Source organism: Streptomyces sp. NPDC005899 (genome assembly GCF_040629645.1).
Classification (GTDB): domain Bacteria; phylum Actinomycetota; class Actinomycetes; order Streptomycetales; family Streptomycetaceae; genus Streptomyces.
The window spans coordinates 1-25,948 of record NZ_JBEXWB010000056.1; the positions used below are offsets into that span (position 1 = coordinate 1).

The following is a 25,948-nucleotide window of genomic DNA, read 5'->3' on the forward strand; positions in this document are numbered from 1 at the left end:
GTTGATAGGCCAGATGTGGAAGCCCGGTAACGGGTGGAGCTGACTGGTACTAATAGGCCGAGGGCTTGTCCTCAGTTGCTCGCGTCCACTGTGTTAGTTCTGAAATAACGAACGGCCGTGTTTTTTCCGGTGTTGGTTAATTTCATAGTGTTTCGGTGGTCATTGCGTTAGGGAAACGCCCGGTTACATTCCGAACCCGGAAGCTAAGCCTTTCAGCGCCGATGGTACTGCAGGGGGGACCCTGTGGGAGAGTAGGACGCCGCCGAACAATTATTCCGGGAAAGCCCCGTGCCCTTGTGGCACGGGGCTTTTCTGCGTTCTGAGCGTCTAGGCTCGAACCATGCGCTACGAACTGGTCATCTTCGACAACGACGGCGTGCTCGTCGACAGTGAGCCGCTCTCCAACACCGTCCTCGCCGGCTACCTCACAGAGCTGGGCCACCTCACCTCGTACGAGGAGTCGATCCGCGACTACATGGGGGCCGCGGTCCACCGGATCCACGACCTCGTGGAGGAGCGGACCGGCCAGAAGCTCCCCCCGTCCTTCGACGAGGAGCTGCACAGGCGGACCGTCGCCGCGTTCCAGGACGAGCTGGTCGTGGTGGAAGGCGTCGAGGAGCTCCTCGGCACGCTCGTCGCCGACGGGGTGGCGTACTGCGTCGCCTCGTCCGGAAGCCACCAGAAGATCGCGGCGGGGCACCGCAGGACCGGGCTCGACCAGTGGTTCGAGGACGAGTGGATCTTCAGTTCGGAGGACGTCGGGCGCGGGAAGCCCGCCCCGGACCTGTTCCTCCACGCCGCAGCCCGCATGGGTGTCGCCCCCGAGCGCTGCGTGGTCATCGAGGACAGCCCGCTCGGTGTCGAGGCCGCCCGCTCGGCCGGCATGGACGTGTACGGCTTCACCTCGATGATGCCGGCCGACCGGCTCGTCGGGGTCACTGGGCACTTCTCCGACATGTCGCAGCTCCCCAAACTCCTTGCCTGATCCGCCTACCCAGCGGTGAGCCCCCGGCCCTACGCTCGCGGCCATGACGGATGCGCGGTTGCGGCACGGCAGGGCCTCCCTGGCCCTCAGCTTCCTGGTGCAGGGAGTGGCCTTCGCGCTGCTCGTGACGCGCATCCCGGCCGTACAGAGCCGGTACGGGATATCCGACGGGCTGCTGCCCCTCTTCCTGGCCGCCGTGCCCGTCCTGGCGGGCCTCGCCAGCGTGGCGACCGAGAAGGTCGTCGCACGCGTACGGCCCGGCGTGGTCCTCAGGTGGGCGCAGCCCGTCGTGCTGCTGGCGCTCCTCGGTGTGGGCGCGGGCCGCGAGGTGTGGCAGGCGGCCGTGGCGCTCGGTGTGTTCGGGCTCGCCGTCGGGGCGTTGGACGCGTCCATGAACATGCTGGGTGTCAGCCTGCAACGGGCGTACGGGCGCAGCATCATGCTCGGCTTCCACGCCGCGTACAGCCTGGGCGGGATGGCGGGGGCCTCGATGGCGTGGGCCGGGGCCCACTGGGACCTGCCGCTGCTCGTGTCCTACCTGCCGGCCGTGGCCGTCCTGCTGCCCGCCGCCCTCGTGGGGAGCCGGTGGTACACGGGCGGCGGGGCGCCCGTCGGTCCCGCGTCGGGGCCGAGGGCGAAGACGTCCGTGCCGTTCTCCCTGCTGCTGCCGCTCTGCCTGGTGATGGCCTTCGCCTACATCGGGGACTCGACGGTCTCCAACTGGAGTGCGAAGTACCTGCGGGACGTGCTGGGCGGTTCGGAGCAGCTGGCGACGGTCCCGTACAACGTCTACATGGTGACGACGCTGCTGGGGCGGGCCGTCGGGGACCTCGGGGTGCGGCGGTTCGGGGCGGCGGCCGTGGTGCGGTGCGGGAGCGTCCTGGCGGCCGCGGGGTTCGCCGTGGTCGCCGTGGCGCCGGGGGCCTGGTGGGGGATGCTCGGGTTCACCATGCTGGGGTTCGGGCTGTGTGTGATCGTGCCGCAGACGTTCGCGGCGGCGGGCCGGTTGTTCCCCGGTGCGAGCGATGTCGCCGTGGCCCGGCTGAACGTCTTCAACTACGTGGGCTTCCTGGTCGGGTCGCCACTGGTGGGGGCTCTCGGGGACGCGTGGAGTTATCGGGGTGCGATGGTGGTCCCGATGGTGCTGGTCCTCGCCACGCTCGTGTACGCCAGGTCGTTCGGCGCGGAACCCGCCCGATACGGTGGCGGACATGAGCGGGCGCGCGCGGCTGATGTGGGATGAGGCAGTAACGGGTTACGACTTCGGGTCCGGTCATCCCATGGACCCCGTCAGACTGGCCCTGACGATGGGGCTGGTCCGGGCGTTCGGCCTCGACGGGTCGGTGGAGGTGCGGTCGGCCAAGGCCGCGGGTGAGTCCACCCTGCGGCTGGTGCACCGCGAGGACTACGTGAGGGCCGTCCGGGCCGCGTCGAAGGACCCGCGGGCCGCCGACCAGGCGTACGGGCTCGGGACGGCGGACGATCCGGCGTTCGCCGGGATGCACGAGGTGTCGGCGCTCATCGCGGGGCTCTCGGTGGGGGCGGCGGAGGCGGTGTGGCGCGGGGAGACCGCGCACGCCGTGAACTTCACGGGCGGGCTCCACCACGCGATGCCGGGGGCCGCCTCGGGGTTCTGCGTCTACAACGACCCGGCGCTCGCCATCGCCCGGCTCCTGGAGCTGGGGGCCGAACGGGTGGCGTACGTCGATGTGGACGTCCATCACGGGGACGGGGTGCAGGCGGCGTTCTGGGAGGACCCGCGGGTCCTGACCGTGTCGCTGCACGAGCACCCGCGCACGCTGTTCCCGCAGACCGGGTGGCCGCAGGAGACGGGTTCCGGTGCGGGCGAGGGTGGCGCGGTGAACGTGGCGCTGCCCGCGGGTACGGGTGACGCCGGGTGGCTGCGGGCCTTCCACGCGGTGGTGCCGGAGCTGCTGGCGGACTTCCGGCCGCAGGTGCTGGTGACGCAGCACGGGGCGGACACGCACTTCGAGGACCCGCTCGCCCACCTCGCGGTGTCCCTGGACGCCCAGCATGCCGTCATGACGGCCTGTCACGAACTGGCGCACTCCTGCGCCGAGGGCGGGCGCTGGGTGGCGCTGGGCGGTGGCGGTTACGCGGTGGTGGACGTGGTGCCGCGCTCGTGGACCCACCTGGTGGGCATCGCCGCGCACGCCCCGGTCGATCCGGAGTCGGTGATCCCCTCCTCGTGGCGGGACGAGGTGTACGCCCGTACACGGCAGTTGGGGCCGGCGCGGATGACGGACGGGCGTACGCCGTCGTGGCGGGAGTGGGAGGACGGGTACGACCCGGCGGACCGGCTGGACCAGGCGGTGCTGGCGACCAGGCGTTCGGTGTTCCCGCTGCGGGGGCTGCTCGCCTGAGGGCCCCCGTCCGGGGGCGCCGCGGTGAGTGCGGCCGTGGCCGTCCGCGCAAGCCCGGTCACGCCAACGGGTGGCAGGAGCGGGCTTGCCGGTGTGCGGTGGCTCTCGGTGCGGGAGCATCGGGAGGGTGTTGAGCACCGGAGCGCTGCGCGCTCATCTGCTGGCGGCCCGGCTGGCCGGGCCCGTGGCCACCTCGCGTGAGGACAGCCTGCGGAGCTATCGGCTCTTCGCGGTGGGGGACCCGCGTGTGACGCTGGGGCTCGCTCCCGAACGGCCCTGGGGGGAGCGGGACCTGCTGCGGTTGATGGCCGACCGGTGCGGGGTGTCGGACGACCCGGGCCATGTGTCCGGGCTCGACGTGATCGATCCGGAGCGGACCGTCGCCGGCCTCGACGCCTTCGCGCGACGTTTGGCGTACGCGGCGCGCAGACGGGCCCCCGTGCTGTTCGGGACGGGGCACCCGCACCGTCTGCTCGGTTTCTACGCCGCGCTGGCAGACGCTTTGTCGGCGGCCGGATGCACCGTACTCACACCGGCGCAGGGCCGATGTGTCGACATGACGACCAGGTTCGGCGTACGCACGTACCGTCTCGACCACGTACGGGGAGTCGTGCTGGTGCGCGAACCGGGCGTGCGGCCCCGGGGGAGTGGGACCGGCGCACACACCCATTCCCCGCTGCCGGTCCGAATGGCGCTGGGGTGGATCGCCGAGCGGCGGGGGGTCCTGCCGGAGTTGGTGGTGGGGGACCACGGGTGGGTCTGCGGTGCTGGTCAGCTGGGTATCGAGGCGATCGGCCTGGCCGACACGGACGATCCCGCGCTGTTCGTGGGGGAGGCGGAGGGGCAGGTGTCGGTGGCCGTGCCGGTCGACGACGGCGTCCGGTCGGAGTACTACCTGCCGCTCACTCGGTATGTACTCAATCGGGCGCGTCTGTCACAGTAGGCGGCCGATCGTCTCACCTCTTCCCCACTCGCATCACCCGCCCCTAATCTGGGGAGTGAGCGCACAGCGACGAAGAGTCACCGGAGGGGAAGCCGGTGCGCGTCCCGTGCGGAAGGTACAGGTGGGTCATGGCTGCTGGCAGCGAGAGGCCTCTGAGCGAGGTCAAGTTTCTGACCGTGGCGGAAGTCGCCTCGGTCATGAGGGTGTCGAAGATGACCGTGTACCGCTTGGTGCACAGCGGTCATCTGCCGGCGATCAGGGTGGGAAGGTCCTTCCGGGTCCCGGAGCAAGCGGTTCACGAGTACCTCCGTGAGTCCTTCGTGGGGGTGGAGTCGGCCTGACGTCGCCCTCGGATTACGTCCCTCACGCGGTGGCGGGTAGGCTAGGCCGACGTAGGTCGTGTGGGCCCAGACGCCCCGCACCAGTGAAGAAGAAGTGAGCGAGGGTAGTCGTGGGCTCTGTTATCAAGAAGCGGCGCAAGCGGATGGCCAAGAAGAAGCACCGCAAGCTGCTCAAGCGCACGCGCGTTCAGCGTCGCAACAAGAAGTAAGCGAACGCGGTTCGTGAGTCCGAGGCCCTCCCGCCGTCCTGGCGGGGGGGCCTCGGCGCGTGTCCGGCCCGGGGCCCGCCCCGGGTGCCGGGCGCCCCGTGGCCCGGTCCCGAGGTGTGTTCCGGGCCCGTCGTCCGCGGCCCCGCGGTGCCGGAGCGGCCGGATGCGCGGCGTTCCGCCCGGTGGGGTCCGGCGTCGGTGTGTTTCCCGCCATCGGTTCGGTAAAGCCGGCCCTGGGGCCGTCACAGGCCGGTGTCCACCGGCTACGGTGACGGCCAGGGGAAGACCCCGTCCGAGGAACGACCGACGGAAGGCGCTGATCTTGGGGAAGATCGTGCTCGTCACAGGCGCGGCCCGGCAGCTGGCAGGCCGCTTCGTCCGGCGCGTCCAGCACGATCCGGCGGTGGACCGGGTGATCGCCGTCGACGCGGTCGCGCCCGGACACGGGCTGGGTGACGCCGTGTTCGTCAGGGCGGACATCCGGCAGCCGGCGATCGCCAGGGTCCTGGCGGAGCACTCCGTCGACACGGTCGTCCATCTGGACGTGTCGGCCAAGGCGCTGGGCCCGGGTGGCCGGACGGCGGTCAAGGAGACCAACGTCATCGGCACCATGCAGCTGCTCGGTGCGTGCCAGAAGTCGCCGACCGTCCAGCGGCTCGTGGTGAAGTCGAGTACGGGCGTCTACGGCTCCGCCCCGCGTGACCCGGCGGTGTTCACCGAGACGACCCCGCCCAAGTCCCTGCCGAGCGGCGGCTTCGCGAAGGACGCGGTGGAGGTCGAGGTCTACGTGCGCGGGTTCGCCCGCCGCAGGCCGGACGTGGCCGTGTGCGTGCTCAGGTTCGCGAACATCCTCGGCCCCGCGCCCGATTCGCCGCTGGCCGACTACCTGTCGCTGCCGGTCCTGCCGACGGTCTTCGGATACGACCCCAGGCTCCAGTTCGTCCACGAGGACGACGTCGTCGACGTGTTGGAGATCGCGGCCCGTGAACCCCGGCGCGGGACGCTGAACAGCGGCACGTTCAACATCGCCGGCGACGGGGTGCTGCTGCTCTCGCAGTGCTCGAGGCGGCTGGGCCGGCCGACCGTGCCGGTGCTGCTGCCCGCCGTCACGTGGGTGGGCTCGGCGCTCCGTACGGTCGGGATGACCGACTTCTCGCCGGAGCAGATCCGGCTGCTCACCCATGGCAGAGTGGTCTCGACCGTACAGATGCGCGAGACCCTGGGCTTCCGGCCGGCGTTCACCACCGCGGAGACGTTCGCGGAGTTCGTGCGGAGCCGGGGGCCGGGGCTGCTGCCGCCCGAGAAGGTGGGCAGGGCCGTCGGCCGGCTGGCCGGACTGCCGTTCGCCGGGGGCGCGGCCGGTACACATTCGACGCACGGCGCCAGGTAGAGGAGCGCGACCCACGATGGCGGACGCCAAGGTCCTTCCGTTCGACGACGACCGTTCGCGAGCCGGCGCGGCCCGGCGGAGAGGTGCTCTGCCGGGGGCCGGCCGGGGGCAGACGCCCGCGGGGGCGGGTGCGGCGCCCGTCAGCGCCCTCCCGGGGGGACAGGTGCCGGAAGGGGCCGACCAGGCGGCGAAAGCCTCCGAGGAGCCGCGGGAGGACTCCCGGCGGGGTGTCTGGGACCGGCGGATCGCGGGCGGGCTGGCGTTCCTGCGGCGGCGGGTCACGGGTGACTACGAGGTCGACGAGTTCGGTTACGACGAGGAGCTCACCGACCAGGTCCTGATGTCGGTCCTGCGGCCGCTCGCGGAGTCGTACTTCCGGGTCGAGGTCAAGGGCGTCGAGAACATCCCGTCGGACGGCGGGGCGCTCGTCGTGGCCAATCACTCGGGGACGCTGCCGCTGGACGGGCTGATGCTCCAGGTCGCGGTGCACGACCACCATCCGGCCGGGCGGCATCTGCGGTTGCTCGCGGCCGACCTGGTCTTCATGCTCCCGGTGGTCAACGAGCTGGCCAGGAAGGCCGGTCACACGCTGGCGTGCGCGGAGGACGCGGAACGGCTGTTGCAGCGGGGCGAGGTCGTCGGGGTGATGCCGGAGGGGTTCAAGGGCCTCGGCAAGCCGTTCGGCGAGCGGTACAAGCTGCAGCGTTTCGGGCGGGGCGGTTTCGTGTCGACGGCGCTGCGGGCCGGGGTGCCGATCGTGCCGTGCTCGATCGTGGGCGCCGAGGAGATCTATCCGATGATCGGCAACTCGAAGACGCTGGCGCGGATTCTCGGTGTGCCCTACTTCCCCGTCACGCCGACGTTTCCGTGGCTGGGGCCGTTGGGGGCGGTGCCGCTGCCGACGAAGTGGACGATCCAGTTCGGTGAGCCGATCGAGACGGACGGCTATCCGCCCGAGGCGGCGGAGGACCCGATGCTGATGTTCAACCTGACCGACCAGGTGCGGGAGCAGATCCAGCACACGCTGTACAAGCTGCTGGTGCAGCGCCGTTCGGTCTTCTTCTGAGCCGGGCGGAGCCGGGCGCGGCGACGAGGCGGGGGCCGGTCCACCGGCCCCCGCCTCGCGTGCCCGGTTACGGCTCGAAGTCCTCGCCGTCGATTCCCAGGCCGGGCAGCAGGCCGGGGAGCAGGGGCGGCAGGGTCACGTCCGGTGCGGGTGGCCGGCCGGTGTCGCCGTCGGGGCGGGACGGGGTGGCGCCGTCGGTGGGAAGGTCGTCCAGCAGGCCGTCCGTGCCTCCGCCGACCAGGCCCTCGGCCGAACTGCTGCCGGAGCCGGAGGGCTTGGGTGTGGTGCTGTCGTCCGCTCCGCCGGGGGAGCCGGCGGGCGACGACGGTGCCGTGCCGGCCGATCCGGAGGGACCCCTGCCACGGCCGGGCGAGGCGGACCGCGTCTCGCCGGCATCGCTGTCCGGGGGGCGGGGGAGCAGGGCCTGTAGAGGGGCGACCTCCTGGTCCATGGCCTCGAAGACGGAGCTGACCTTGTCACCGATGTCGGTCAGCTGGACGGGCAGCCTGTCGCGGAGGCTGCTCCAGCTCGCGCGGTGCGAGCGGGAGAAGGTGTCCAGCGTCCGGATCGGCCCGAGGGAGCCGTCCCGCTGGTAGGCGGAGTGGAGCAGGCGGTGGCCTTCGGTGGCGTCCCGTGTCATGCCGTCGAGCGTGCGCCGCACCTCGCCGAGCGACTCGTGGTCCATCTCGCCGGAGCGGGCGCGCTCCATCAGGCGGCGGGCCTCGTTGAGCCGGGTCGAGGCCTGGTCGAGGTAGACCTCGCCGCGGTCGGCGTCGCCGTCGGCCATGCCGAGGTGGATGTCCTCCATGCCGCGCTTGAGTCCGTACAGGGAGTCACCGGGCAGGGCGTCGGAACTGGCAGCGGCCACTCCGCCCAGGGCGCCCGCGGCCACACCGACGGTGAGCCCGCCGGCGGTCAGGCCCTTCGCCCAGCGGGAGCGTGGACGCAGTTTCCGGAGCGGGGAGGCCCGGTGGGCTCCCTTGCCCCGTTGTTCGGGCACCGTAGGGCCCGTGGACGCACCACCTTCGGCGAACATGGTTTCCATGGCGGCGACGAGCTGGGCTCGCTGCACCACTTTGACCTCGGGATCCATTCCAGGCCCCGGTAGCTCGCCGAGGCCGTTCGCCAGGGCCAACAGCTGTCCGTGGTCGGCCTGTTCGGCCGGTTCCTCGGGCTGTACGGCCGCCGCACCCTGGGTGGACTGCTCCTCCAGGGCCTGGGCGAAGGCGTTCGCCCGCCGGTGTGCCGAAACGTTTGCGATCACTGGCGGCACCTCCTCTCGTCATGACGGTCGACTCCCCTGAGGTCCGGAAGGTTGCCCACCGGACGCTTCTCCACACGATCGAGCGAGTGGATCCGGTCCGGGTGGCGACAGGGGGCCTGCATCCGGCACAACGAGTGGCGCGGCAGTTGGGTTACGGACGGCGGATGATCCTGCTCTGTGTCACGAGCACGTCACTGGAGGTGACGGAACGCCGTACCGGACGCGCCCGCGGGCGGCGGTCAGCGGGCGTCGTCGGGCAGGAGGCGGGCGAGCGTGCGGACGGCGCGGTACTGCAGGGTCTTGATGGCGCCCTCGTTCTTTCCCATGACCCGGGCGGTCTCGGCGACCGAGAGGCCCTGCAGGAACCGGAGCGTGACGCACTCCTGCTGTTGCGGGTTGAGCCGTCGCACCGCCTCCAGCAGTGCGGCGTTGGAGAGGGACTCCAGGACGGAGTCCTCGGGGCTCCGCGCGACCTCGTTGGCGTCGAGCATCTCGCCGGTGGTCACTTCCAGCCGGAAACGACTGGACTTGAAGTGGTCGGCGACCAGGTTCCGGGCGATCGTGACCAGCCAGGCGCCGAAGTCGCGCCCCTGCCAGGTGAAGGTGGAGATGCGCCGGAGTGCGCGCAGGAACGTCTCGCTCGTGAGGTCCTCCGCCGTGGCCTTTCCTCCCACGCGGTAGTAGATGTACCGGTACACGGTGTCGCTGTACTGGTCGTACAGGCGGCCGAAGGCCTCGGCCTCACCGGCCTGCGCGCGCTCGACGAGGTCCATCATGCGCGCGCTGTCGCTGTCGGCTGTCGGCCGGCGGACGGCAGGCGTGGTCGTGGCGCCGCGGTTGCTGCGTCTTCCGACCGCCGCACTGCGCTCGGCCAGCGCGTAGCAGGGGCCGGCAGGTGCAGGGGTGGCAAATGCGGGGGCGGCGTACGCGGTGGGGACGAAGCCGCGCAAGAGGTCGAGGACCGTTGCGCGGAGCGTAGCCAGGCCCGAGGTGTCAACCCCGACGTGTGGGTACACGGGACTCCCAGAGGCAGAGCTTCCATCACGTGCAGTTCGAAAACCGTCACCCGTGGTGACGGGGGACGGGCTCTTGATGCGTCTGAGGAGAATAACGCTTCGTACAGGCCGTGCTACACCCAGTTGCTTAAATCATCGGTTGCGTCGTTTCCGTGACCTTTAAGTGACGGTTCGCCTAGCGCCAAGTGATCGGTAAACGATCGGTTCGCTTCGTCAACTGTCTGTGGGGGCGACGGGTTGTGGTCACCCGTACGGAACGCGACTGGCCGGAGCGGTGGGTGGGGGCGGGTGCGGACGCCTCACGTATGGCCGTACGTCCCCGGGCGTGGCCCGGGTGCGGTCTTGGCGCCCCTCCGCGCGGCGGATGGGAGGCCGGCGTGGTGGGAGGGCCCCGGCTTCAGCGCCGGCGGCGGTGGAGGGCCACGGCGGCGGCGGTCCCGCCGGCCAGGGCTCCGACGCCCGCGGCGGCAGGGATGCCGACCTTGGCCGCCCTGCGGCCGGTGCGGTAGTCGCGCAGCCGCCAGTCCAGGGAGCGGGCGTGCTTGCGCAGTTTCGCGTCCGGGTTGATCGCGTACGGGTGGCCGACCAGGGACAGCATGGGGATGTCGTTGTGCGAGTCGCTGTACGCGGCGCAGCGCTCCAGGTCCAGGCCCTCGGCGGCGGCCAGCGCGCGGACGGCCTCGGCCTTGGCCGGGCCGTGCAGCGGCTCGCCGACGAGGCGGCCGGTGTAGACGCCGTCGACCGATTCGGCGACGGTGCCCAGCGCGCCGGTGAGGCCCAGGCGGCGGGCGATGATGGTGGCGGTCTCCACCGGTGCGGCCGTGACCAGCCAGACCTTCTGGCCGGCGTCGAGGTGGGCCTGCGCGAGGGCGCGGGTGCCGGGCCAGATGCGGTCGGCCATGTACTCGTCGTAGATCTCCTCGCCGATGGACATCAGCTCGGCGACGCGGTGGCCCTTGACGATGGACAGCGCGCTGTCGCGGGCGTCCTGCATGTGCTCCGGGTCTTCCACGCCGGCGAGCCGGAACCAGGCCTGCTGCCAGGCGAAGCGGGTGAGTTCGCGGCGCTGGAAGAACTTCCGCTTGTACAGGCCCCGGCCGAAGTGGAAGAGCGCGGCGCCCTGCATGACGGTGTTGTCGAGGTCGAAGAAGGCGGCCGCGCGGTCGTCCCCGGCCACGGGGAAAGCCGGCTCGCCGGGCTTGCCGGCGGCGGCCAGCAGCTCCGTGGCGTCGGGGGGGAAGGGGGACTCACCGGCGGGGAGTGTCGCCTTCTGGGCCGCCTCGGCCGCCGCCTCGCCTGCCAGCACGCTGCGTGCCGTCGCGGGGCGCCTGCGGGGTGTGAGCCATCCAAGAGCGGCCATGGCGTGAGCATAGCCATTGCGTCCGGTCGTTCCCGACCCGGCGGGAGGCGGCGGTGTGAACTCTTCGGGGACGTCGTGTCGAACGGGTGACGGCGTGGTGACCCGGTGGGCGCAGAATGAGGGTATGAGTGCCCTGTTGCGTCGTGCGAAGAAGAAGCCCGCGGACCGGGTGGTGACCCTCGTGGGGAAGCCCGGCTGCCATCTCTGCGAGGAGGCGCGGGCGGTGGTGGACGCGGTGTGCGAGGAGACCGGCGCGTCGTGGGTGGAGAAGGACATCACCCGGGACGAGGGCCTGTACGAGGAGTACTGGGAGCAGATCCCCGTGGTGCTGATCGACGGGGAGCAGCACACGTTCTGGCGGGTGGATCCGGCGCGGCTGCGGGCGGCGCTCGGCGCGTAGGGGGGGTCCGCGGGGGCGCGAAGGGGGCTTACGGGGTGAAACCGGGTTACCATCGTGGGCGTTTTGAGTGCTCTCGGGGGGCGCGGATATGAGGAGTGTGTACCGCTTTGCCCCCTTCGGGCCCGCAACGGGCTGATGAGGTCCCGGGTTCCGGGATCGCGCGAGGAATATGCGTGACCCCGGTCACTTTGACCGGACAAAACGGACACTATCTTTGTGCACGCGTTCACAAAGACATAGCCTGCTGTCGACGGGGCGGTCTTAGGACATACGGCCGCCTGCAGCCCCGCTCATCCCGCAGGAGCACCGTGGCAACTGGCCGAACTCACCGACCGGCGACCCGTAGCCGAGGAATTCCCGAGGCCACCGTCGCCCGCCTTCCGCTGTATCTACGCGCACTGACGGCGCTCTCCGAGCGCTCGGTTCCCACGGTCTCCTCCGAGGAACTCGCCGCGGCGGCGGGGGTCAACTCCGCCAAGCTGCGCAAGGACTTCAGCTACCTGGGCTCCTACGGCACCCGCGGTGTCGGGTACGACGTCGAGTATCTCGTCTACCAGATCTCCCGCGAACTCGGGCTCACCCAGGACTGGCCCGTCGCCATCGTCGGCATCGGCAACCTCGGCGCCGCGCTCGCCAACTACGGCGGCTTCGCCTCGCGTGGTTTCCGGGTCGCCGCGCTGATCGACGCGGACCCCGCGATGGCGGGTACCCCCGTGGCCGGGATCGCCGTACAGCACACCGACGACCTCGACCGGATCATCAGCGACAACGGCGTGTCCATCGGTGTCATCACCACCCCGCCCGGAGCGGCCCAGCAGGTCTGCGACCGGCTCGTCGCCGCCGGGGTGACGTCCATCCTGAACTTCGCGCCCACGGTGCTGTCCGTGCCCGACGGCGTCGACGTGCGCAAGGTCGACCTGTCGATCGAGCTGCAGATCCTGGCCTTCCACGAGCAGCGCAAGGCCGGCGAGGAAGCGGCCGCCGAAGGCACCGCGGCCGTGGACGCCGGCATGGAGCAGGCGCCGCCCGTGCGCGCCACTCCCGCCGGCCGGAAGGGACCCGACGGGGACATGCCCGCCGTGATGCCGGCATGAGTCTCCTGGTCGTAGGGCTGAGCCACCGCAGCGCCCCCGTCTCCGTGCTGGAGCGGGCGTCGCTGCCGGCCGACGCCCGGACGAAGCTGCTGCAGGACACACTCGCCGCGGAACCCGCGACCGAGGCGGCCGTGCTGGCCACGTGCAACCGCATCGAGCTGTACGCCGACGTGGACAAGTTCCACGCGGGCGTCGCCGAGCTGTCGACGCTGCTCGCGCAGCACAGCGGCGTGGGGCTGGACGAACTCACTCCTCATCTCTACGTGCACTACGAGGACCGAGCCGTCCACCACCTGTTCTCGGTGGCGTGCGGACTGGACTCGATGGTCGTCGGAGAGGGCCAGATCCTCGGCCAGATAAAGGACGCGCTCGCGCGGGGGCAGGAGCTCCACACCGCCGGGCGGCTGCTGAACGACCTCTTCCAGCAGGCCCTGCGGGTCGGCAAGCGCGCCCACAGCGAGACCGGCATCGACCGGGCCGGGCAGTCTCTCGTCACGTTCGGCCTGGAGCAGCTCGCGGACGGCGCCGAGGTCACCGAGTGGGCCGCCGGCAAGCGCGCCCTGGTGATCGGTGCCGGGTCGATGTCCTCGCTCGCCGCCGCCACCCTGGTGCGCGCCGGTGTGGCCGAGGTCGTCGTCGCCAACCGGACCCGGGCCCGGGCCGACCGGCTCGTCGAGATCCTCGGGCAGGGCGGCCGGAGCTCGGCGCGTGCCGTCGAGATGGGCGCGGTGGGCGACGAACTGACACGTGCAGACGTCGTCGTCTCGTGCACCGGGGCCACCGGGCTGGTGCTGACCGCCGAGGCCGTCGCCGAGGCGCTCGGCGTGGCCTTCGACAGCGCGTACAGGCCGTCCACCGCCCCGGCCGCCGCGGTGCCGGGCGAGCTGGACCAGCACGCGGCGTGGGTGGAGAACGGATCCGTGGCCGCACTGGGCCGGGCCGCGCGCCGGGTGCCCGTGCCGGACGCGGCCCAGGGCCCCGTCCGGCTGCACCTCCTCGACCTCGCCATGCCGCGCGACATCGACGGAGCGGCCCATCGGGTCGCCGGTGTGCGCCTCGTCGACATCGAGTCGCTCGCCGAGGCGTCCGCGGACGCCCCGATGGCCGCCGATGTGGACCGGGTGCGCACGCTCGTCGCCGAGGAGGTCGCCGCCTTCGGCGCCGCCCAGCGGGCCGCGCACATCACGCCGACCGTGGTCGCGCTGCGGACCATGGCCGCCGACGTGGTGGCCGGTGAGATCGCCCGGCTCGACGGGCGCCTTCCCGGCCTTGACGAGAAACAGCGCGCCGAGATCACGCAGACCGTGCGCCGCGTCGTCGACAAGCTCCTGCACGCGCCCACCGTGCGGGTCAAGCAGCTCGCCAGCGAGCCCGGCGGTGCCGGGTACGCGGACGCGCTGCGGGAACTCTTCGACCTCGACCCGCAGACGGTGGCCGCCGTCTCCCGGGCAGACCTGAACGACCCGAATAGAGGGCGGTCATGACCGACAACTCACCCCTGGGTGGGGAGAACAGCGAGCCGCTCCGGCTCGGCACCCGGCGCAGCAAGCTCGCCATGGCGCAGTCCGGCATCGTCGCCGAGGCCGTCAGCGAGGTGACCGGGCGCGCCGTCGAGCTGGTCGAGATCACCACGTACGGCGATGTGTCCCGGGAGCATCTGGCGCAGATCGGCGGGACCGGCGTGTTCGTCGCCGCCCTGCGCGAGGCGCTGCTGCGCGGCGAGGTGGACTTCGCCGTCCACTCGCTCAAGGACCTGCCGACCGCACAGCCGGAGGGCCTCGTCCTGGCGGCCGTGCCGCCGCGCGAGGACCCGCGTGACGTGCTGGTCGCGCGGGACGGGCTGACCTTCGCGGAACTGCCGTCCGGTGCCCGTATCGGCACCGGTTCCCCGCGCCGCATGGCGCAGCTGAACGCGTACGCCCGGTCGCACGGCCTCGACGTCGAGACCGTGCCGATCCGGGGTAACGTCGATACGCGCATCGGCTTCGTACGGAGCGGTGAGCTCGACGCGGTGGTTCTGGCCGCCGCCGGGCTCAGCCGTCTCGGCCGGAGCGGTGAGGTGACCGACTTCCTGCCGGTCGACACCGTCCTGCCCGCTCCCGGCCAGGGGGCACTGGCGATCGAGTGCGCTGCGAGCAGCGCCGGTCTCGCCACAGCGCTCGCCGAGCTCGACGACCCGCACACCCGGGCCGCCGTGACCGCCGAGCGCGCCCTGCTCGCCGCCCTGGAGGCCGGCTGCTCCGCACCCGTGGGTGCGCTGGCCGACCTCCTGGTCGACGGTCAGACTGTCAACGAACTGCGCCTGCGCGGTGTCGTCGGTTCCACCGACGGCTCCTGCCTGGTGCAGCTGTCCATCACCGGATCCGTTCCCACGTCGCACGACGACGCGGTGGCTCTCGGTCGCGAACTCGCGGCCGAGATGCTCGCCAAGGGTGCGGCCGGTCTTATGGGGGAGCGAGCACTTTGAGCCCCATCGGCCCCGTCGTATCCGACTTCCCTGTCCTGTCCGCAGGGCACGTCACCTTCCTCGGCGCCGGTCCCGGCGACCCGGGACTGCTGACTCTTCGCGCCGTCGAGGCGCTCGCGAGCGCGGACGTCCTTGTGGCGGAGCCCGACGTCCTCGACGTCGTGCGCTGCCATGCGCGGGCAGGGGTGAGCACGCCTGAGGTGACGGTTGTTGACATGGCGTCAACAGCCGCCGGAGTACCCGTACTCAGGGACGCCGTCAATCTTGTCATGGAGGCCGCCAAGGGCGGCAGGCGGGTGGTCCGTGCCGTCACCGGGGACCCCGGCATGGACGGCGACACGGGCGCGGAGATGCTCGCCTGTGCTGCCGCGGGCGTGCCCTTCGAGGTGGTCCCCGGTGTCGCGAACGCCGTGGGCGTGCCCGCGTACGCCGGTGTGCCGCTGCGGGACGCGCAGGGCGCCGACGTGCGTTTCGTCGACGCCCGTACCGCCTCGGACCGCTGCTGGGCGGAGGTCGGCGCGAGCGACGCGACGGCCGTCGTGTCCACGTCGCTCGACTCGGTGGCCGCGGCCGCCGGTGAGCTGGTCTCGGCGGGCCGCAAGCCCGACACCCCGCTCACGGTCACGATCGCCGGCACCACGACCCGCCAGCGGACGTGGACGGCGACCCTGGGGACGATCGCCCAGGTCCTGAAGCAGGCCAAGGTCCTCCCGTCGCCGGACGGGCACCGGCCGGTCATAGCCGTGGTCGGGGAGCGCAGCTCCGCCGCCCAGCGCGACCAGCTGGCGTGGTTCGAGTCGAAGCCGCTGTTCGGCTGGAAGGTGCTCGTACCGCGGACGAAGGAGCAGGCGGCGTCGCTCTCCGACCAGCTGCGTTCCTACGGTGCCGTGCCGCACGAGGTGCCGACCATCGCGGTGGAGCCGCCGCGCACGCCCCAGCAGATGGAGCGCGCGGTCAAGGGCCTGGTCACCGGCCGCTACGAGTGGATCGCGTTCACCTCGGTGAACGCGGTGAAGGCCGTCCGGGAGAAGTTCGAGGAGTACGGGCTCGACGCCCGCGCCTTCGCCGGGATCAAGGTCGCGGCCGTCGGTGAGCAGACGGCGGCGGCGCTGATCGACTTCGGTGTGAAGCCGGACCTGGTGCCGTCGGGCGAGCAGTCGGCCGCCGGTCTGCTGGAGGACTGGCCGCCGTACGACCCGGTCTTCGACCCGATCGACCGGGTGTTCCTGCCGCGGGCGGACATCGCCACGGAGACGCTGGTGGCCGGGCTCATCGACCTGGGCTGGGAGGTCGACGACGTGACCGCGTACCGCACGGTGCGCGCCTCGCCGCCGCCGGCCGACACCCGGGAGGCGATCAAGGGCGGCGGGTTCGACGCGGTGCTCTTCACCTCGTCCTCCACAGTGCGCAACCTCGTCGGCATCGCGGGCAAGCCGCACAACGTGACGGTGATCGCGTGCATCGGCCCGGCCACGGCGAAGACGGCGGAGGAGCACGGCCTGCGGGTCGACGTCCTGTCCCCGGAGCCGTCGGTCCACAAGCTGGCCCAGGCGCTGGCGGACTTCGGCGCGCAGCGCCGGGACGCGGCGAAGGAGGCCGGCGACCCGGTGACCCGGCCGAGCGAGCGCCGTCCAGGCGCGAGACGGCGCCGCACGACGACCTGAGGGTCCCCGGTGGGCGCACGGGCCCGGCCGCTTCCTTGTGGAGCGGCCGGGCCCCGGTGTTTCCGGCCTGCTCCGCGGGGCGGTTTTTCCGGCTCGGCTGTCGGTAAGACGGCGATGCGCGCGGGTCTAGTCTCGAAGGATGACTGTGTACGGAAACTTCCCCGGCTCGCGGCCCCGCCGGCTGCGGACGACCCCCGTCATGCGGCGCATGGTCGCCGAGACCCGGCTCGACCCGGCGAACCTGATCCTCCCCGCGTTCGTGCGCGAGGGCATCGACGCCCCGGTCGCCATCTCGGCCATGCCCGGAGTGCAGCAGCACACCCTGGACACCCTGCGGAAGGCCGCGGTCGACGCGGTGGCGGCGGGTGTCTCCGGGATCATGCTGTTCGGTGTGCCGCTGGACGAGAAGAAGGACGCCCGGGGTACGGCGGGCACCGACCCGGACGGCATCCTCCAGGTGGGTCTGCGGGCGGTCCGGGAAGAGGTCGGCGACGACCTCGTGGTCATGTCCGACCTCTGTCTGGACGAGTACACGGACCACGGGCACTGCGGGGTGATGACCGAGGACGGCCGCGTCGACAACGACGCCACGCTGGAGCGGTACGCCGAGATGGCCCAGGTCCAGGCGGACGCGGGCGCCCACGTGGTGGGACCGAGCGGCATGATGGACGGCCAGGTCGGCGTGATCCGCGACGCGCTGGACCAGACCGGGCACGAGGACGTGTCGATCCTCGCCTACACCGCCAAGTACTCCTCGGCGTTCTACGGCCCGTTCCGTGAGGCGGTGGGCTCCTCGCTGAAGGGCGACCGCAAGACCTACCAGCAGGACCCGGCGAACATCCGGGAGTCGCTGCGTGAGCTGGAGCTCGATCTGGAGGAGGGCGCCGACATGGTGATGGTCAAGCCGGCCGGCCCCTACCTGGACATCCTCGCCAAGGTCGCGGACGCGGTGGACGTGCCGGTGGCGGCGTACCAGATCAGCGGTGAGTACGCGATGATCGAGGCGGCCGCGGAGAAGGGCTGGATCGACCGGGACGCGGCGATCCTGGAGAGCCTGACGGGCATCCGGCGCGCGGGTGCGCGGATGATCCTGACGTACTGGGCGACGGAGGTCGCGCAGCGCCTGGGGCGCTGACGCCCCGTACGAGGTCCTGGAGCGGGTCACGGTTGCCGTGGCCCGCTTCCGTGCTGCCGGGCGCGGGGCGGGTGACGGTTGTCCGGGTCGGGGCGGCACCGCTGGTGCCGAGGACCGCTCAGGTGCGTGGGTGTGGCGGTGCGTGCGGTTGCTCGCGGTGCGGTGAGTGGGGCGGGGTGCTCCGGCTCTCGGGGCCCGTGGCCCGGCGCCCGGATCTCGGGTTTCGAGCCCCGGGCGGGGCGGGTCACTCGTTCGTGGGAGAGGAACGGGCCCACGGGCCCGGCGCTTGAGCTTCGGGACTCGGGCGGCGAGATACAGGCTTCGGGGTTCGAGCGCCTTCTTTACCCGGTAGGTAGAAGAGGGTTCGGGTAAACCTCCCCGACCTCCCTGACCCGTCACGAGCAGCAAGTATGACTAATTGTGAGCGACTTGCAGCGGAGTGTTGCTACTGCTTACGGTGCGGAAACAGAACGACCCCGACGCGGTGCTAGCAACACCAGGCCGGGGTCTCACCGCAAGATCGAAAGAGCGATCCCGTGGCTATCGAGCACCCTAGCTCTGCCCTGCGTGTCCCCGCCTCCTCGCGCCCGTATCCGATGGCCAATCCCGGCTACGGCAAGCGATCCGCCCCGGGCCAACAGCAGCGCTCCGCCGATGACTTCATGCTGCTGCCGCTTCGTGAGCGGCACATCGCCGGGTTCATCGACCACCTGCCCGAGGGCGCCGCCATGGATGTCAAGGGCCTGGCCCGGCAGCTGCCGCTCTACGGCCAGCAGGCCGTCGCCTCGGCCCTCAAGGCGCTCTCGGTCGCCGGGCACCTGCGCCGCGTCCGGTGCCTCGTCGGCGGTGAAGGCGGGCAGGTGCGCTGGGTGTTCCGCACGTACTGGTCCCGGACGGCCCGGGACAACGAATGGTGGGGCGCGCTCCTCACCGACGCGGGCAGGCAGTCGGCCGCACCTGCCGTCCTGGGCACGTCTGCCGTCGCGGCGGTGCCCGTGGGGGTGGCCGCCGCACCCGCCCCCGGCGTGCCTCAGCAGCGGGCTCAGGATCCGGTGCCCGTCCGGGACGAGACCCCGTCAGCAGCCGAACAGGGGCCCTCGCCCGCGTACCTGGCACTGGCCCGGCTCGGCCGCAGGGATGCCCGCCTGGCGCTCTCCGGGGCCGACTGCGAGGTTCTGGAGCAGCTCGCCGAGGAGTGGTTCGCGCGGGGGGTGGACGCCGCCTACCTCACCGAGGCGCTCACGGCCGGGCTCCCCGCCCGGGTCGACTCGCCGGTCGGCCTCGTCCGCCGCCGCCTCACCGACAAGCTCCCGCCCCGCCTGCCGCCCACCGCCGTACCGCCCGCGCCCGGCACGGCCGTTCGGCGGACGATGATGGAGTGCACCCGGTGCGGTGTCCCCGGCCGCCCCGAGGCACTCCCCGACGGCCTGTGCCGGGGCTGCCGCCTGCCCGGGCAGGAAGCGCCGGTCGCTCCGGCGGACCTTCCCGCCGGGCGCGATGTGCATGCCTACGTCGCAGGGCTGCGCGACCTGCTCAAGGCCCCCTGACGCGCCGCGGCCCGGTCAGGGCCAGTCGACGATGCCCATGAACGCGACGACGGCGACGACCACGACTCCGGGCGCGGCGGACGACAGCAACACGCGCTTCGCGGTGTGCCGTCGCCGCCAGGGCACGGCCCAGGCCGCCACCAGCACGACCAGCGACAGCACGAGGCCGATGCCGAGGACGGCCCAGCCCGCGTCGAACGAGTCGGTGAAGCGGTCGGCCTCCGCACCGTTGCAGGAGTCGCACGCCATGGGCGACAGGCCGCCGTAGAGGAGGGCGGCACCTGCCATCGGCAGCGTGAGGAGCGTGGACAGCAGCGGGGCTGCCCAAGCGTTCGGGGTGCGGTGGTCGAGAAGGTCGTCCGGCATGCGTACGAGTCAACCGGGGGGCCGGGGCGCGCACATGAGCGTGCGTACTCAACTCCGCCAGGGGAAGCCGCCGTCGGGGCGGTGCCCGGCTCAGCTCGCGGCGAACGCGGCGAAGGCCGACCAGGTGGCGGGGGCGACGGCGAAGGTGGGGCCTTCGGGGTCCTTGGTGTCGCGGACATGGATGGCGGTGGGGTGTGCGGCGACCTCGATGCAGTTGCCGCCGTCGCTGCCGCTGTAGCTCGACTTGCGCCAGTCGTAGGCGACTTCGAGGCACTCGCCGCCGTCGCTGCCGCTGTAGCTGGACTTGAACCACTCAAGTTGGGTGCTCATCGCTCTCCTAGCAGCTGGTCCAGCAGGCCCTTCGTACCCTCGATGTCGAGAGCCTGCGTCCGCAGCATCGCATACCTCTGAGAGAGGATGCTGACCTCGTCCGGATCGGCGATCACCTGGCTGCCGCGCTGTGTCTCCGTGTACGCGAGGTGCTGGTAGTCCGGCGTTTCGAGCAGGATGAAGGGCCCGTCGAGAGCGGCGTGTGATTGACGGCTGAGCGGGATGACCTGCAACGCGACGCCTGGTAGTTCAGCGCAACCACGGAGATGGCGCAGGATTTCCTCATGTACCTCCGGCCCGCCGAGCCGAGCGGTCACGATGGCTTCGGAGAGGACGAAGCTGATGGTGGGAGGTGTCTTCCGGTGCAGCAGCTCCTGCCTCTGCAGGCGGGTTGCGACCAGGCCGCTGATCTCCTCCTCGCTGAAGGCGGGAACCCTGCTGGTGAAGACGGCTCGGGCGTAGTTCTCCGTCTGCAGCAGGCCGGGCAGGACCTGATTGGCGAAGAACGACAGGACGAACGCCTCCCGCTCCAGATCCATGTACTGCTCCGCCCAAGCCGGGATCAGGTCCACCTCCGGCATGTTGTCCACCGCCGTCTCCAGCGCCCCCTTCGTGTCCAGCAGGGCGTCCAGGCGCCGGGCCAGGTCGGGGAGGAGGGCGCGGCGGCCCTGTTCGATGGAGGCGATCGTCTCCAGTTGTACGGCCGCCCGGTCCGCGAGCTGGGCCTGGGTCAGGCCCGCCGCGACGCGGAACAGGCCGACCAGCTTGCCGACGAGCTTCATGGCCGACGCGTTCCTGCGCTGCCGATTCCTGGGGTGCATACGGTGCGGCCTCCCCACCCTGGTGCGTACTCCATGCATCGGAGGCCCGTACAACGGATCTGTACGTGCTCACCTACTGCTGAACAATAGGCACGGAGAGTGACGCTCGTCTCATGAACGAGACGATGCAACTCTCGCCGCTCCGTGAGCGCTTCTGCCGGCGTGAACGCCGATCGGTCGCTGCGGTACGAGAGTTCGTGCGCGAGGCCGTGACCGACTGGGGGTTCGGCACGCGGCTCGATGACGTACTGGTGTGCGTGAGCGAGTTGGCGACCAACGCGCTGCGGCACGGAGTTCCGCCGGGGCGCGGCTATCTGGTGCGGTTGCGGTTCGAGGCCCGTGTACTGACGGTGGAAGTGCACGACAGCGGGGGTGGGGTGCCGGCCGTCCAGGAGCCGGACGGGGAGTCGGGGCGCGGGCTGCTGCTCGTGGAGGCCCTCGCCGACCGGTGGGGTGTGGGGGAGCGGGACCCCGGGAAGGTCGTGTGGTGCGTGTTCCGTGAACCGTGCCGGCCGCAGGGGCCGCGACGGACAGGGACGGCACGGACAGGGACGGCACGGACAGGGCCGGGTGGCTCAGGAGTTGGACCAGGCGCGGGTGCTGAGCACGAGCCGGTAGCCGTCCGGGTCCTCGACGGTGACGCCCCAGGTGTTCCAGTACGGATTGGGTGACTGGACGCGCTTGCCGCCGTGCTCCTGGAGCCGTGCCACCAGTTCGTCCGGGACGGGGGCGTCGAGGTAGACGACGAGGAGGTCCTCCTCGGTGGGGCGGGGCTCGACGGGCCGGGTGCCGCCGCTGGTGAGTTCGAGGTGCCAGGACGCGTCGGCGAGCCCGACCATGAGCAGGTCGTGGGTGCCCGCCGTGCCGTCCGAGTCGCCGCGGAACAGCGCGCTCATGCCGAGTCCCTGGACCCAGAACGCCTCCGCGCGGGTGAGGTCGCGGGAGGGGCGGGCGATGCGGAGGTGGCTCCGGGCGGTGATCATGCCGCAACGGTAGGCCTCCCGTCAGGAGCGGGCATCCGTCCGGGGGCCCGGTCGCAGGGGCCGTTGGGCCCAGGCACGAGGCGGCGGACCGGGGGGACGGGCACGGCGCCCCTCCTCCCGGTCCGCCGCCCCACGGTGACGTGCCGGTCAGTACATGAGGGCGTCGTCCAGCTCCGTCTGCCAGTAGGTGACGGCCAGGGTGCTGTCGACGTACACGCTCTTCCCCAGTGCGACGCGCGCCGACGGGCCGGTGGAACCGGATCCCGCACGCCCCTGGAAGCTGACGGTCAGGTCCTTGGTGGAGTAGCCGCCCGTACCGCTTCCGTCGGCGGAACTGGTCATGACACCGGCGTAGGCGGACTCGCCCGGGGCGAGGGTGACGACGGCCTGGGGCTTGCTCGCCTCGACGGCCTGCGGGACGGACTGCGCCTCACCGAACCGCAGGAACGGGTAGTAGTAGGCGTTGCATGCCTTCGAACCGGTGTTGGTCACCGTCAGCAGCATGTGGTTGAGGGGGCGGGACACGGGGGCGATGCTCACCTTGGAGTTCCCGCCGTCACAGGCGAGGGAGACGGGGCCGCTGTCGCCCGTGGCCCGGGGCTTCTTCGCGGCGGGCCGCGCGGCACCGGAGCCCTGCGAGGTGCCGGAAGCGGAACCCTGGGACGTGCCGGAGGAAGAACCGGAAGCGGAATCCGAACCGCCCGCGATGCTGCCCGTGTCCGAGACCGGCGCGGCCGAGATGCTGCCGGCCGGGGCGGCGGGGTCCTCGGCGGGCTTCCGAGGTGCGGATCCCGCCGGCTTCGGGTCGGAGGCGCCGGCCGCCCCGGCCCCGCCGTCCTGGCAGGCGGTCAGGGACAGGGCCGCGATCAGGGCGACGGTGCCGAGGGCGGAGGTGCGGGCGAGGCGAAGGGTGCGCATGAGGTGGTTCTCCCCGTTCGGAAGGTGCGGGCCCGGGGCGCCGTTTTGGCGCCCTGTGGTGCGGGCGGGTGTACTGGTCGATGACGAATGGTCAGAGGCGGTGCAGGAGTGTGAGCACGACCGCGACGCATGCGGTCAACACCCCTGCGGCGACCGCGTCGGTCAGGCTGATCTCGGGTCGGGTACGCACGGCGGCTCCCGGGACGGACGTGGGTGGGATGTGCGGTTCGCTCGGAGCGCCGCGGTGTGCCCACATCCTGTCCAGGCCGGGAATCCGGCCGCAACGGCTGCCGGGCCACACGGGACGCTGGAACGGTGTTACGTGCTCTGACCTGCGGGAACACCGCCTCCCTGGAACGCCGTTCCGGGAAGGTACGAGAGGGGAACGGTCAGGGTGGGCACAGAGATCCAGGACTTCGCGGCGCTGCTCAGGGGGTTGAAGGAGCGGTCCGGGCTCAGCTACGGGGCGCTGGCCCAGAAGCTGCACATGAGTACGTCCACGGTGCACCGCTACTGCAACGGGGACGCCGTACCGCACGACTACGCCCCCGTCGAACGGTTCGCGCGGGTCTGCCGGGCGTCGGCGGACGAGCTGGTGGCGCTGCACCGGAAGTGGATCCTGGCGGACGAGGCGAAGCGGCGTAGGGTGCCCGGTCCGGCGGTGGGGATCCCGGCGAAGACCGAAGCGGATGCGAATGCGGATGCGGACACGCAGGCCGAGGCAGGGGCAGGGGCAGGAGCGGAAGCGGAAGCCGCAGAGCCGGAAGCCGTGAAGCCGGAAGCCGCGGGAGCGCGGGCCCCACAACCGCGACCGCAACAACCGCAGCCGCAACCACAGCGACCGCGATCGCAGGCGGAGCAGGAGGCGGCTGCCGGGCCCGGCGGTACACCCACGGCCGAGTCCGCGCGGCGGGCGGCGACCGGCCCCGGGCCGGAGGCGGAGGGGGAGCTGACGCGGGAGCCGGCCCCCGGACACGCTCCCGGCACCGTGCGCGGCCCCGCGAGGCGCCGCAGGTCGCTGGGCATCGCGCTCGCCGCCGCGGCCGTGGTGGCGCTGGCCGTGCCCACCACCGTGGTGCTCGGCAACCTGTCGTCGCCGCAGGGCGGCGACTCCGTCACCGCGGGGAAGGGCGAGGCGGCGGTGGCTTCCGGGCGGCCCCGCTCCCCGAGTGCGGAAGCGCGGCCGTCCGCCGGGGCGACGGCCGGCAAGGGGTCGGCGTCCCCTTCACCCACGTCCGCCGAAGCGTCCCCGTCGGCGCGGCCGTCCCCGCAGGCGACACCGGGGGCGCCCGGCGGTGCGCCCGCGAGGACCGGGGTGCCGCTCTCCGTGCACATCCGCCCGGACACCTGGGAGAGCAAGTGCGAGCAGACCTACATGCTGGACCGGGAACCCGAGAGGGTGCCCCCGCCGCCGTACGAGTCCGACGCGGGTACGTGGGCCCGCTCCATCGAGGCCGTGCCCGGCGGGATGAAGCGCATCGAGCTGGTGGCGCAGGGCAAGGAGGCGGGCGCCGTCGTCCTGGAGGCCGTCCACGTGCGGGTCGTGGGACGCTCGCCCGCGCCCCCCTGGCAGGCCTACGCGATGCCGCAGGGCTGTGGCAGCGGAGTGCTGGTGGCCACGTACGAGGTCGACCTGGACGCGGCGCGGCCCTTGTTCAGAGCGGTTCCCACGGACAACGGGGAACGCACCCTGCCCGCCGCCCCGCTGCCGCTCAAGACGTCCGTGCACGATCCGGTGGTCCTGGTGGTGTACGCCCGCACCCGGACGTACGACGCCCGCTGGTACCTGGAGCTGGACTGGAGCAGCGGTGACCGGCACGGCACGATGCGCATCGACGACGACGGGCAGCCCTTCCGCACGATGGCGATGGACAGCCGGCCACTGTACGACTACTGGCCGGAGAAGAAGACGTGGGTGCGGAGGGACTACTGACCGGGTAAGCGGTGGCCGGGGGTACAGTCGGTCGGCGTTCCTCTCCCCTCACGTCGGCCAGGTGAACGATGTCCAGAAGTACAGACGACAGACCGGACGCTCTCTACGAGGAGCGCACACTGCGGTTGCGGCGCAGGCTGGAGCGCCTGATCGGTATCGCCGCCACCGAGGGCAACGAACTGATCCCGCTCCGCAACGGGGACCGGATATTCGAGGCCATGCTGGGAGCCATCCGCAGCGCCGAGCACACCGTCGACATGATGACGTTCGTGTACTGGCGCGGTGAGATCGCCTGCGACTTCGCCGAGGCGTTGTCGGAGCGGGCCCGTGCGGGGGTCCGGGTGCGGCTGCTGCTGGACGGGTTCGGCAGCCGGCTGATCGAGAAGGACCAGCTGGCGATGATGGAGGAAGCCGGCGTGGAGGTGGCGTGGTTCCGCAAGCCCCTCTACCTGTCCCCGCTCAAGCAGAACCACCGCTGCCACCGCAAGGTGCTCATCACGGACGAGGAGACGGCGTTCACCGGCGGTGTGGGCATCGCCGAGGAGTGGTGCGGCGACGCCCGCAACGAGCACGAGTGGCGTGACACCCACGTGCAGGTACGTGGTCCCGCGGTCGACGGACTGGCCGCCGCCTTCGCCCAGAACTGGGCCGAGTGCCACGAGGAGCTGTTCACCGAGCGGGACAGGTTCATCGAGCTGCGCCCCCAGGGCGACGCGATCGTGCAGGTGGTGCGCGGTTCGGCCAGTTTCGGCTGGCAGGACATGCAGACCCTGCTGCGGGTCGTCCTGGAGTCCGCCGAGGAGCGGGTGCGGCTCACCACCGCCTACTTCGCGCCCGACGCCTACTTCATCGGGGTCCTCTGCGACACGGCCCGGCGGGGGGTCTCGGTCGAGATCCTCCTTCCGGGGCCGCACACGGACAAGCGGGTCTGCCAGCTCGCCGGGCAGAACTACTACGAGGACCTCACCGCCTGCGGGGTAAAGGTCTACGAGTACCAGCCGACGATGATGCACACGAAGGCGCTGACGGTCGACCGCGTCGCCTCGCTGATCGGCTCGACGAACTTCAACCGCCGCTCGCTCAACCACGACGAGGAGGTGATGCTCGCGGTGCTCGACCCGGACTTCACCGCCACCCTGGACGCGCACTTCGAGGAGGACGTGACCAAGAGCGAACTGATCGACGGCGACCGCTGGAAGCGCCGCTCGCCGGCGCAGCGGGCCCGTGAGGCCGCTGTCATCCCGATCCGCCGCTGGCTCTGACACGGGGCCCGGACCGCGGCACGGGAGCGGCACGAAGCGGGGGCGCCACCACCGGGCAGGTGGTGGCGCC

Annotated in this window: 25 protein-coding genes, 2 rRNA genes and 1 pseudogene; 20 read left to right on the forward strand and 8 right to left on the reverse strand. The window is 71.7% G+C overall.

What is annotated here, in order from left to right; all coding sequences use genetic code 11:
• The 10 genes from ABZ371_RS10250 to ABZ371_RS10295 form a co-directional block, all read left to right on the forward strand.
• A 23S ribosomal RNA gene (locus tag ABZ371_RS10250) occupies positions 1 to 73 on the forward strand; the annotation flags it as partial.
• A gap of 78 nt (positions 74 to 151) precedes the next feature.
• Positions 152 to 268: ribosomal RNA gene (gene rrf / locus ABZ371_RS10255) — 5S ribosomal RNA — on the forward strand.
• Positions 269 to 340: 72 nt separating this feature from the next.
• Positions 341 to 985, forward strand: coding sequence for an HAD family hydrolase (locus ABZ371_RS10260; protein WP_358676234.1), 645 nt, complete (start codon positions 341 to 343; stop codon positions 983 to 985).
• A gap of 43 nt (positions 986 to 1,028) precedes the next feature.
• Entirely contained in the window at positions 1,029 to 2,228 is a 1,200-nt protein-coding gene (locus ABZ371_RS10265) for an MFS transporter (RefSeq protein WP_358676237.1), read from the forward strand.
• Positions 2,197 to 3,369: an acetoin utilization protein AcuC gene (locus ABZ371_RS10270; RefSeq protein ID WP_358676240.1), complete on the forward strand. Its 1,173-nt coding sequence runs from the start codon at positions 2,197 to 2,199 to the stop codon at positions 3,367 to 3,369. Before ABZ371_RS10265 ends, ABZ371_RS10270 begins: the two co-directional genes overlap by 32 nt.
• Before the next feature lie 127 nt (positions 3,370 to 3,496).
• Positions 3,497 to 4,312, forward strand: coding sequence for a phosphatase (locus ABZ371_RS10275; RefSeq protein WP_358676243.1), 816 nt, complete (start codon positions 3,497 to 3,499; stop codon positions 4,310 to 4,312).
• A gap of 128 nt (positions 4,313 to 4,440) precedes the next feature.
• Complete coding sequence (locus ABZ371_RS10280) at positions 4,441 to 4,653, forward strand: helix-turn-helix domain-containing protein (protein ID WP_053928921.1); 213 nt, start codon at positions 4,441 to 4,443, stop codon at positions 4,651 to 4,653.
• Positions 4,654 to 4,763: 110 nt separating this feature from the next.
• The gene (locus ABZ371_RS10285; RefSeq protein ID WP_003948845.1) at positions 4,764 to 4,862 is read left to right on the forward strand and encodes an AURKAIP1/COX24 domain-containing protein; all 99 of its coding nucleotides are present in this window, start codon (positions 4,764 to 4,766) and stop codon (positions 4,860 to 4,862) included.
• 322 nt (positions 4,863 to 5,184) lie between these two features.
• Positions 5,185 to 6,252, forward strand: coding sequence for an NAD-dependent epimerase/dehydratase family protein (locus ABZ371_RS10290; protein WP_358676246.1), 1,068 nt, complete (start codon positions 5,185 to 5,187; stop codon positions 6,250 to 6,252).
• 16 nt (positions 6,253 to 6,268) lie between these two features.
• Entirely contained in the window at positions 6,269 to 7,318 is a 1,050-nt protein-coding gene (locus ABZ371_RS10295) for a lysophospholipid acyltransferase family protein (protein WP_358676249.1), read from the forward strand.
• Between the two features lie 67 nt (positions 7,319 to 7,385).
• Here the strand turns inward: ABZ371_RS10295 and ABZ371_RS10300 are convergent, their stop codons facing one another.
• From ABZ371_RS10300 to ABZ371_RS10310, 3 genes are all read right to left on the reverse strand, one after another.
• Positions 7,386 to 8,582, reverse strand: a complete 1,197-nt coding sequence (locus tag ABZ371_RS10300; RefSeq protein ID WP_358676252.1) for a DUF5667 domain-containing protein — start codon at positions 8,580 to 8,582, stop codon at positions 7,386 to 7,388.
• A 239-nt stretch (positions 8,583 to 8,821) separates the two neighbouring features.
• Positions 8,822 to 9,598 (reverse strand): ECF subfamily RNA polymerase sigma factor, BldN family, encoded by a 777-nt coding sequence (locus tag ABZ371_RS10305; protein ID WP_358676255.1) that lies wholly within the window; start codon positions 9,596 to 9,598, stop codon positions 8,822 to 8,824.
• A 397-nt stretch (positions 9,599 to 9,995) separates the two neighbouring features.
• The gene (locus ABZ371_RS10310; RefSeq protein WP_358676258.1) at positions 9,996 to 10,958 is read right to left on the reverse strand and encodes an HAD-IB family hydrolase; all 963 of its coding nucleotides are present in this window, start codon (positions 10,956 to 10,958) and stop codon (positions 9,996 to 9,998) included.
• A gap of 124 nt (positions 10,959 to 11,082) precedes the next feature.
• Between ABZ371_RS10310 and ABZ371_RS10315 the strand changes: the two genes are divergently transcribed.
• The 7 genes from ABZ371_RS10315 (at position 11,083) to ABZ371_RS10345 (ending at position 19,265) form a co-directional block, all read left to right on the forward strand.
• Positions 11,083 to 11,358, forward strand: a complete 276-nt coding sequence (locus ABZ371_RS10315) for a glutaredoxin family protein (RefSeq protein WP_358676261.1) — start codon at positions 11,083 to 11,085, stop codon at positions 11,356 to 11,358.
• A 308-nt stretch (positions 11,359 to 11,666) separates the two neighbouring features.
• Positions 11,667 to 12,452, forward strand: a complete 786-nt coding sequence (locus ABZ371_RS10320; protein ID WP_358676264.1) for a redox-sensing transcriptional repressor Rex — start codon at positions 11,667 to 11,669, stop codon at positions 12,450 to 12,452.
• Entirely contained in the window at positions 12,449 to 13,936 is a 1,488-nt protein-coding gene (locus ABZ371_RS10325) for a glutamyl-tRNA reductase (protein ID WP_358676267.1), read from the forward strand. The genes ABZ371_RS10320 and ABZ371_RS10325 overlap by 4 nt, the downstream gene beginning before the upstream one ends.
• Entirely contained in the window at positions 13,933 to 14,919 is a 987-nt protein-coding gene (hemC, locus tag ABZ371_RS10330; RefSeq protein ID WP_358676270.1) for a hydroxymethylbilane synthase, read from the forward strand. The genes ABZ371_RS10325 and hemC overlap by 4 nt, the downstream gene beginning before the upstream one ends.
• Entirely contained in the window at positions 14,916 to 16,583 is a 1,668-nt protein-coding gene (locus tag ABZ371_RS10335; protein WP_358676273.1) for a bifunctional uroporphyrinogen-III C-methyltransferase/uroporphyrinogen-III synthase, read from the forward strand. Before hemC ends, ABZ371_RS10335 begins: the two co-directional genes overlap by 4 nt.
• Before the next feature lie 139 nt (positions 16,584 to 16,722).
• Positions 16,723 to 17,718, forward strand: a complete 996-nt coding sequence (hemB, locus tag ABZ371_RS10340) for a porphobilinogen synthase (protein WP_358676276.1) — start codon at positions 16,723 to 16,725, stop codon at positions 17,716 to 17,718.
• A 536-nt stretch (positions 17,719 to 18,254) separates the two neighbouring features.
• Positions 18,255 to 19,265 (forward strand): MarR family transcriptional regulator, encoded by a 1,011-nt coding sequence (locus tag ABZ371_RS10345; protein ID WP_358676279.1) that lies wholly within the window; start codon positions 18,255 to 18,257, stop codon positions 19,263 to 19,265.
• 15 nt (positions 19,266 to 19,280) lie between these two features.
• Here the strand turns inward: ABZ371_RS10345 and ABZ371_RS10350 are convergent, their stop codons facing one another.
• From ABZ371_RS10350 to ABZ371_RS10360, 3 genes are all read right to left on the reverse strand, one after another.
• Positions 19,281 to 19,631 carry a hypothetical protein gene (locus tag ABZ371_RS10350; RefSeq protein WP_358676282.1) on the reverse strand — a complete coding sequence of 117 codons (351 nt, stop codon included), beginning with the start codon at positions 19,629 to 19,631 and terminating at the stop codon, positions 19,281 to 19,283.
• 90 nt (positions 19,632 to 19,721) lie between these two features.
• A complete protein-coding gene (locus ABZ371_RS10355) occupies positions 19,722 to 19,961 on the reverse strand; it encodes a DUF397 domain-containing protein (protein WP_358676285.1) in 240 nt (79 codons plus the stop codon).
• On the reverse strand, positions 19,958 to 20,782 hold the full coding sequence (locus ABZ371_RS10360; protein ID WP_358676288.1) for a helix-turn-helix transcriptional regulator: 825 nt from the start codon (positions 20,780 to 20,782) through the stop codon (positions 19,958 to 19,960). Before ABZ371_RS10360 ends, ABZ371_RS10355 begins: the two co-directional genes overlap by 4 nt.
• Before the next feature lie 113 nt (positions 20,783 to 20,895).
• Here ABZ371_RS10360 and ABZ371_RS10365 point away from each other — a divergent pair.
• Positions 20,896 to 21,279 (forward strand): annotated as a pseudogene (locus tag ABZ371_RS10365) (ATP-binding protein); the annotation flags it as partial.
• A gap of 78 nt (positions 21,280 to 21,357) precedes the next feature.
• Here ABZ371_RS10365 and ABZ371_RS10370 read toward each other — a convergent pair.
• Complete coding sequence (locus ABZ371_RS10370; protein WP_358676290.1) at positions 21,358 to 21,765, reverse strand: VOC family protein; 408 nt, start codon at positions 21,763 to 21,765, stop codon at positions 21,358 to 21,360.
• 147 nt (positions 21,766 to 21,912) lie between these two features.
• Complete coding sequence (locus tag ABZ371_RS10375) at positions 21,913 to 22,683, reverse strand: DUF4232 domain-containing protein (RefSeq protein ID WP_358676293.1); 771 nt, start codon at positions 22,681 to 22,683, stop codon at positions 21,913 to 21,915.
• 394 nt (positions 22,684 to 23,077) lie between these two features.
• Between ABZ371_RS10375 and ABZ371_RS10380 the strand changes: the two genes are divergently transcribed.
• The gene (locus ABZ371_RS10380; RefSeq protein ID WP_358676296.1) at positions 23,078 to 24,616 is read left to right on the forward strand and encodes a helix-turn-helix domain-containing protein; all 1,539 of its coding nucleotides are present in this window, start codon (positions 23,078 to 23,080) and stop codon (positions 24,614 to 24,616) included.
• Between the two features lie 68 nt (positions 24,617 to 24,684).
• A complete protein-coding gene (locus tag ABZ371_RS10385; protein WP_358676299.1) occupies positions 24,685 to 25,878 on the forward strand; it encodes a phospholipase D-like domain-containing protein in 1,194 nt (397 codons plus the stop codon).
• Positions 25,879 to 25,948 lie beyond the last annotated feature (70 nt).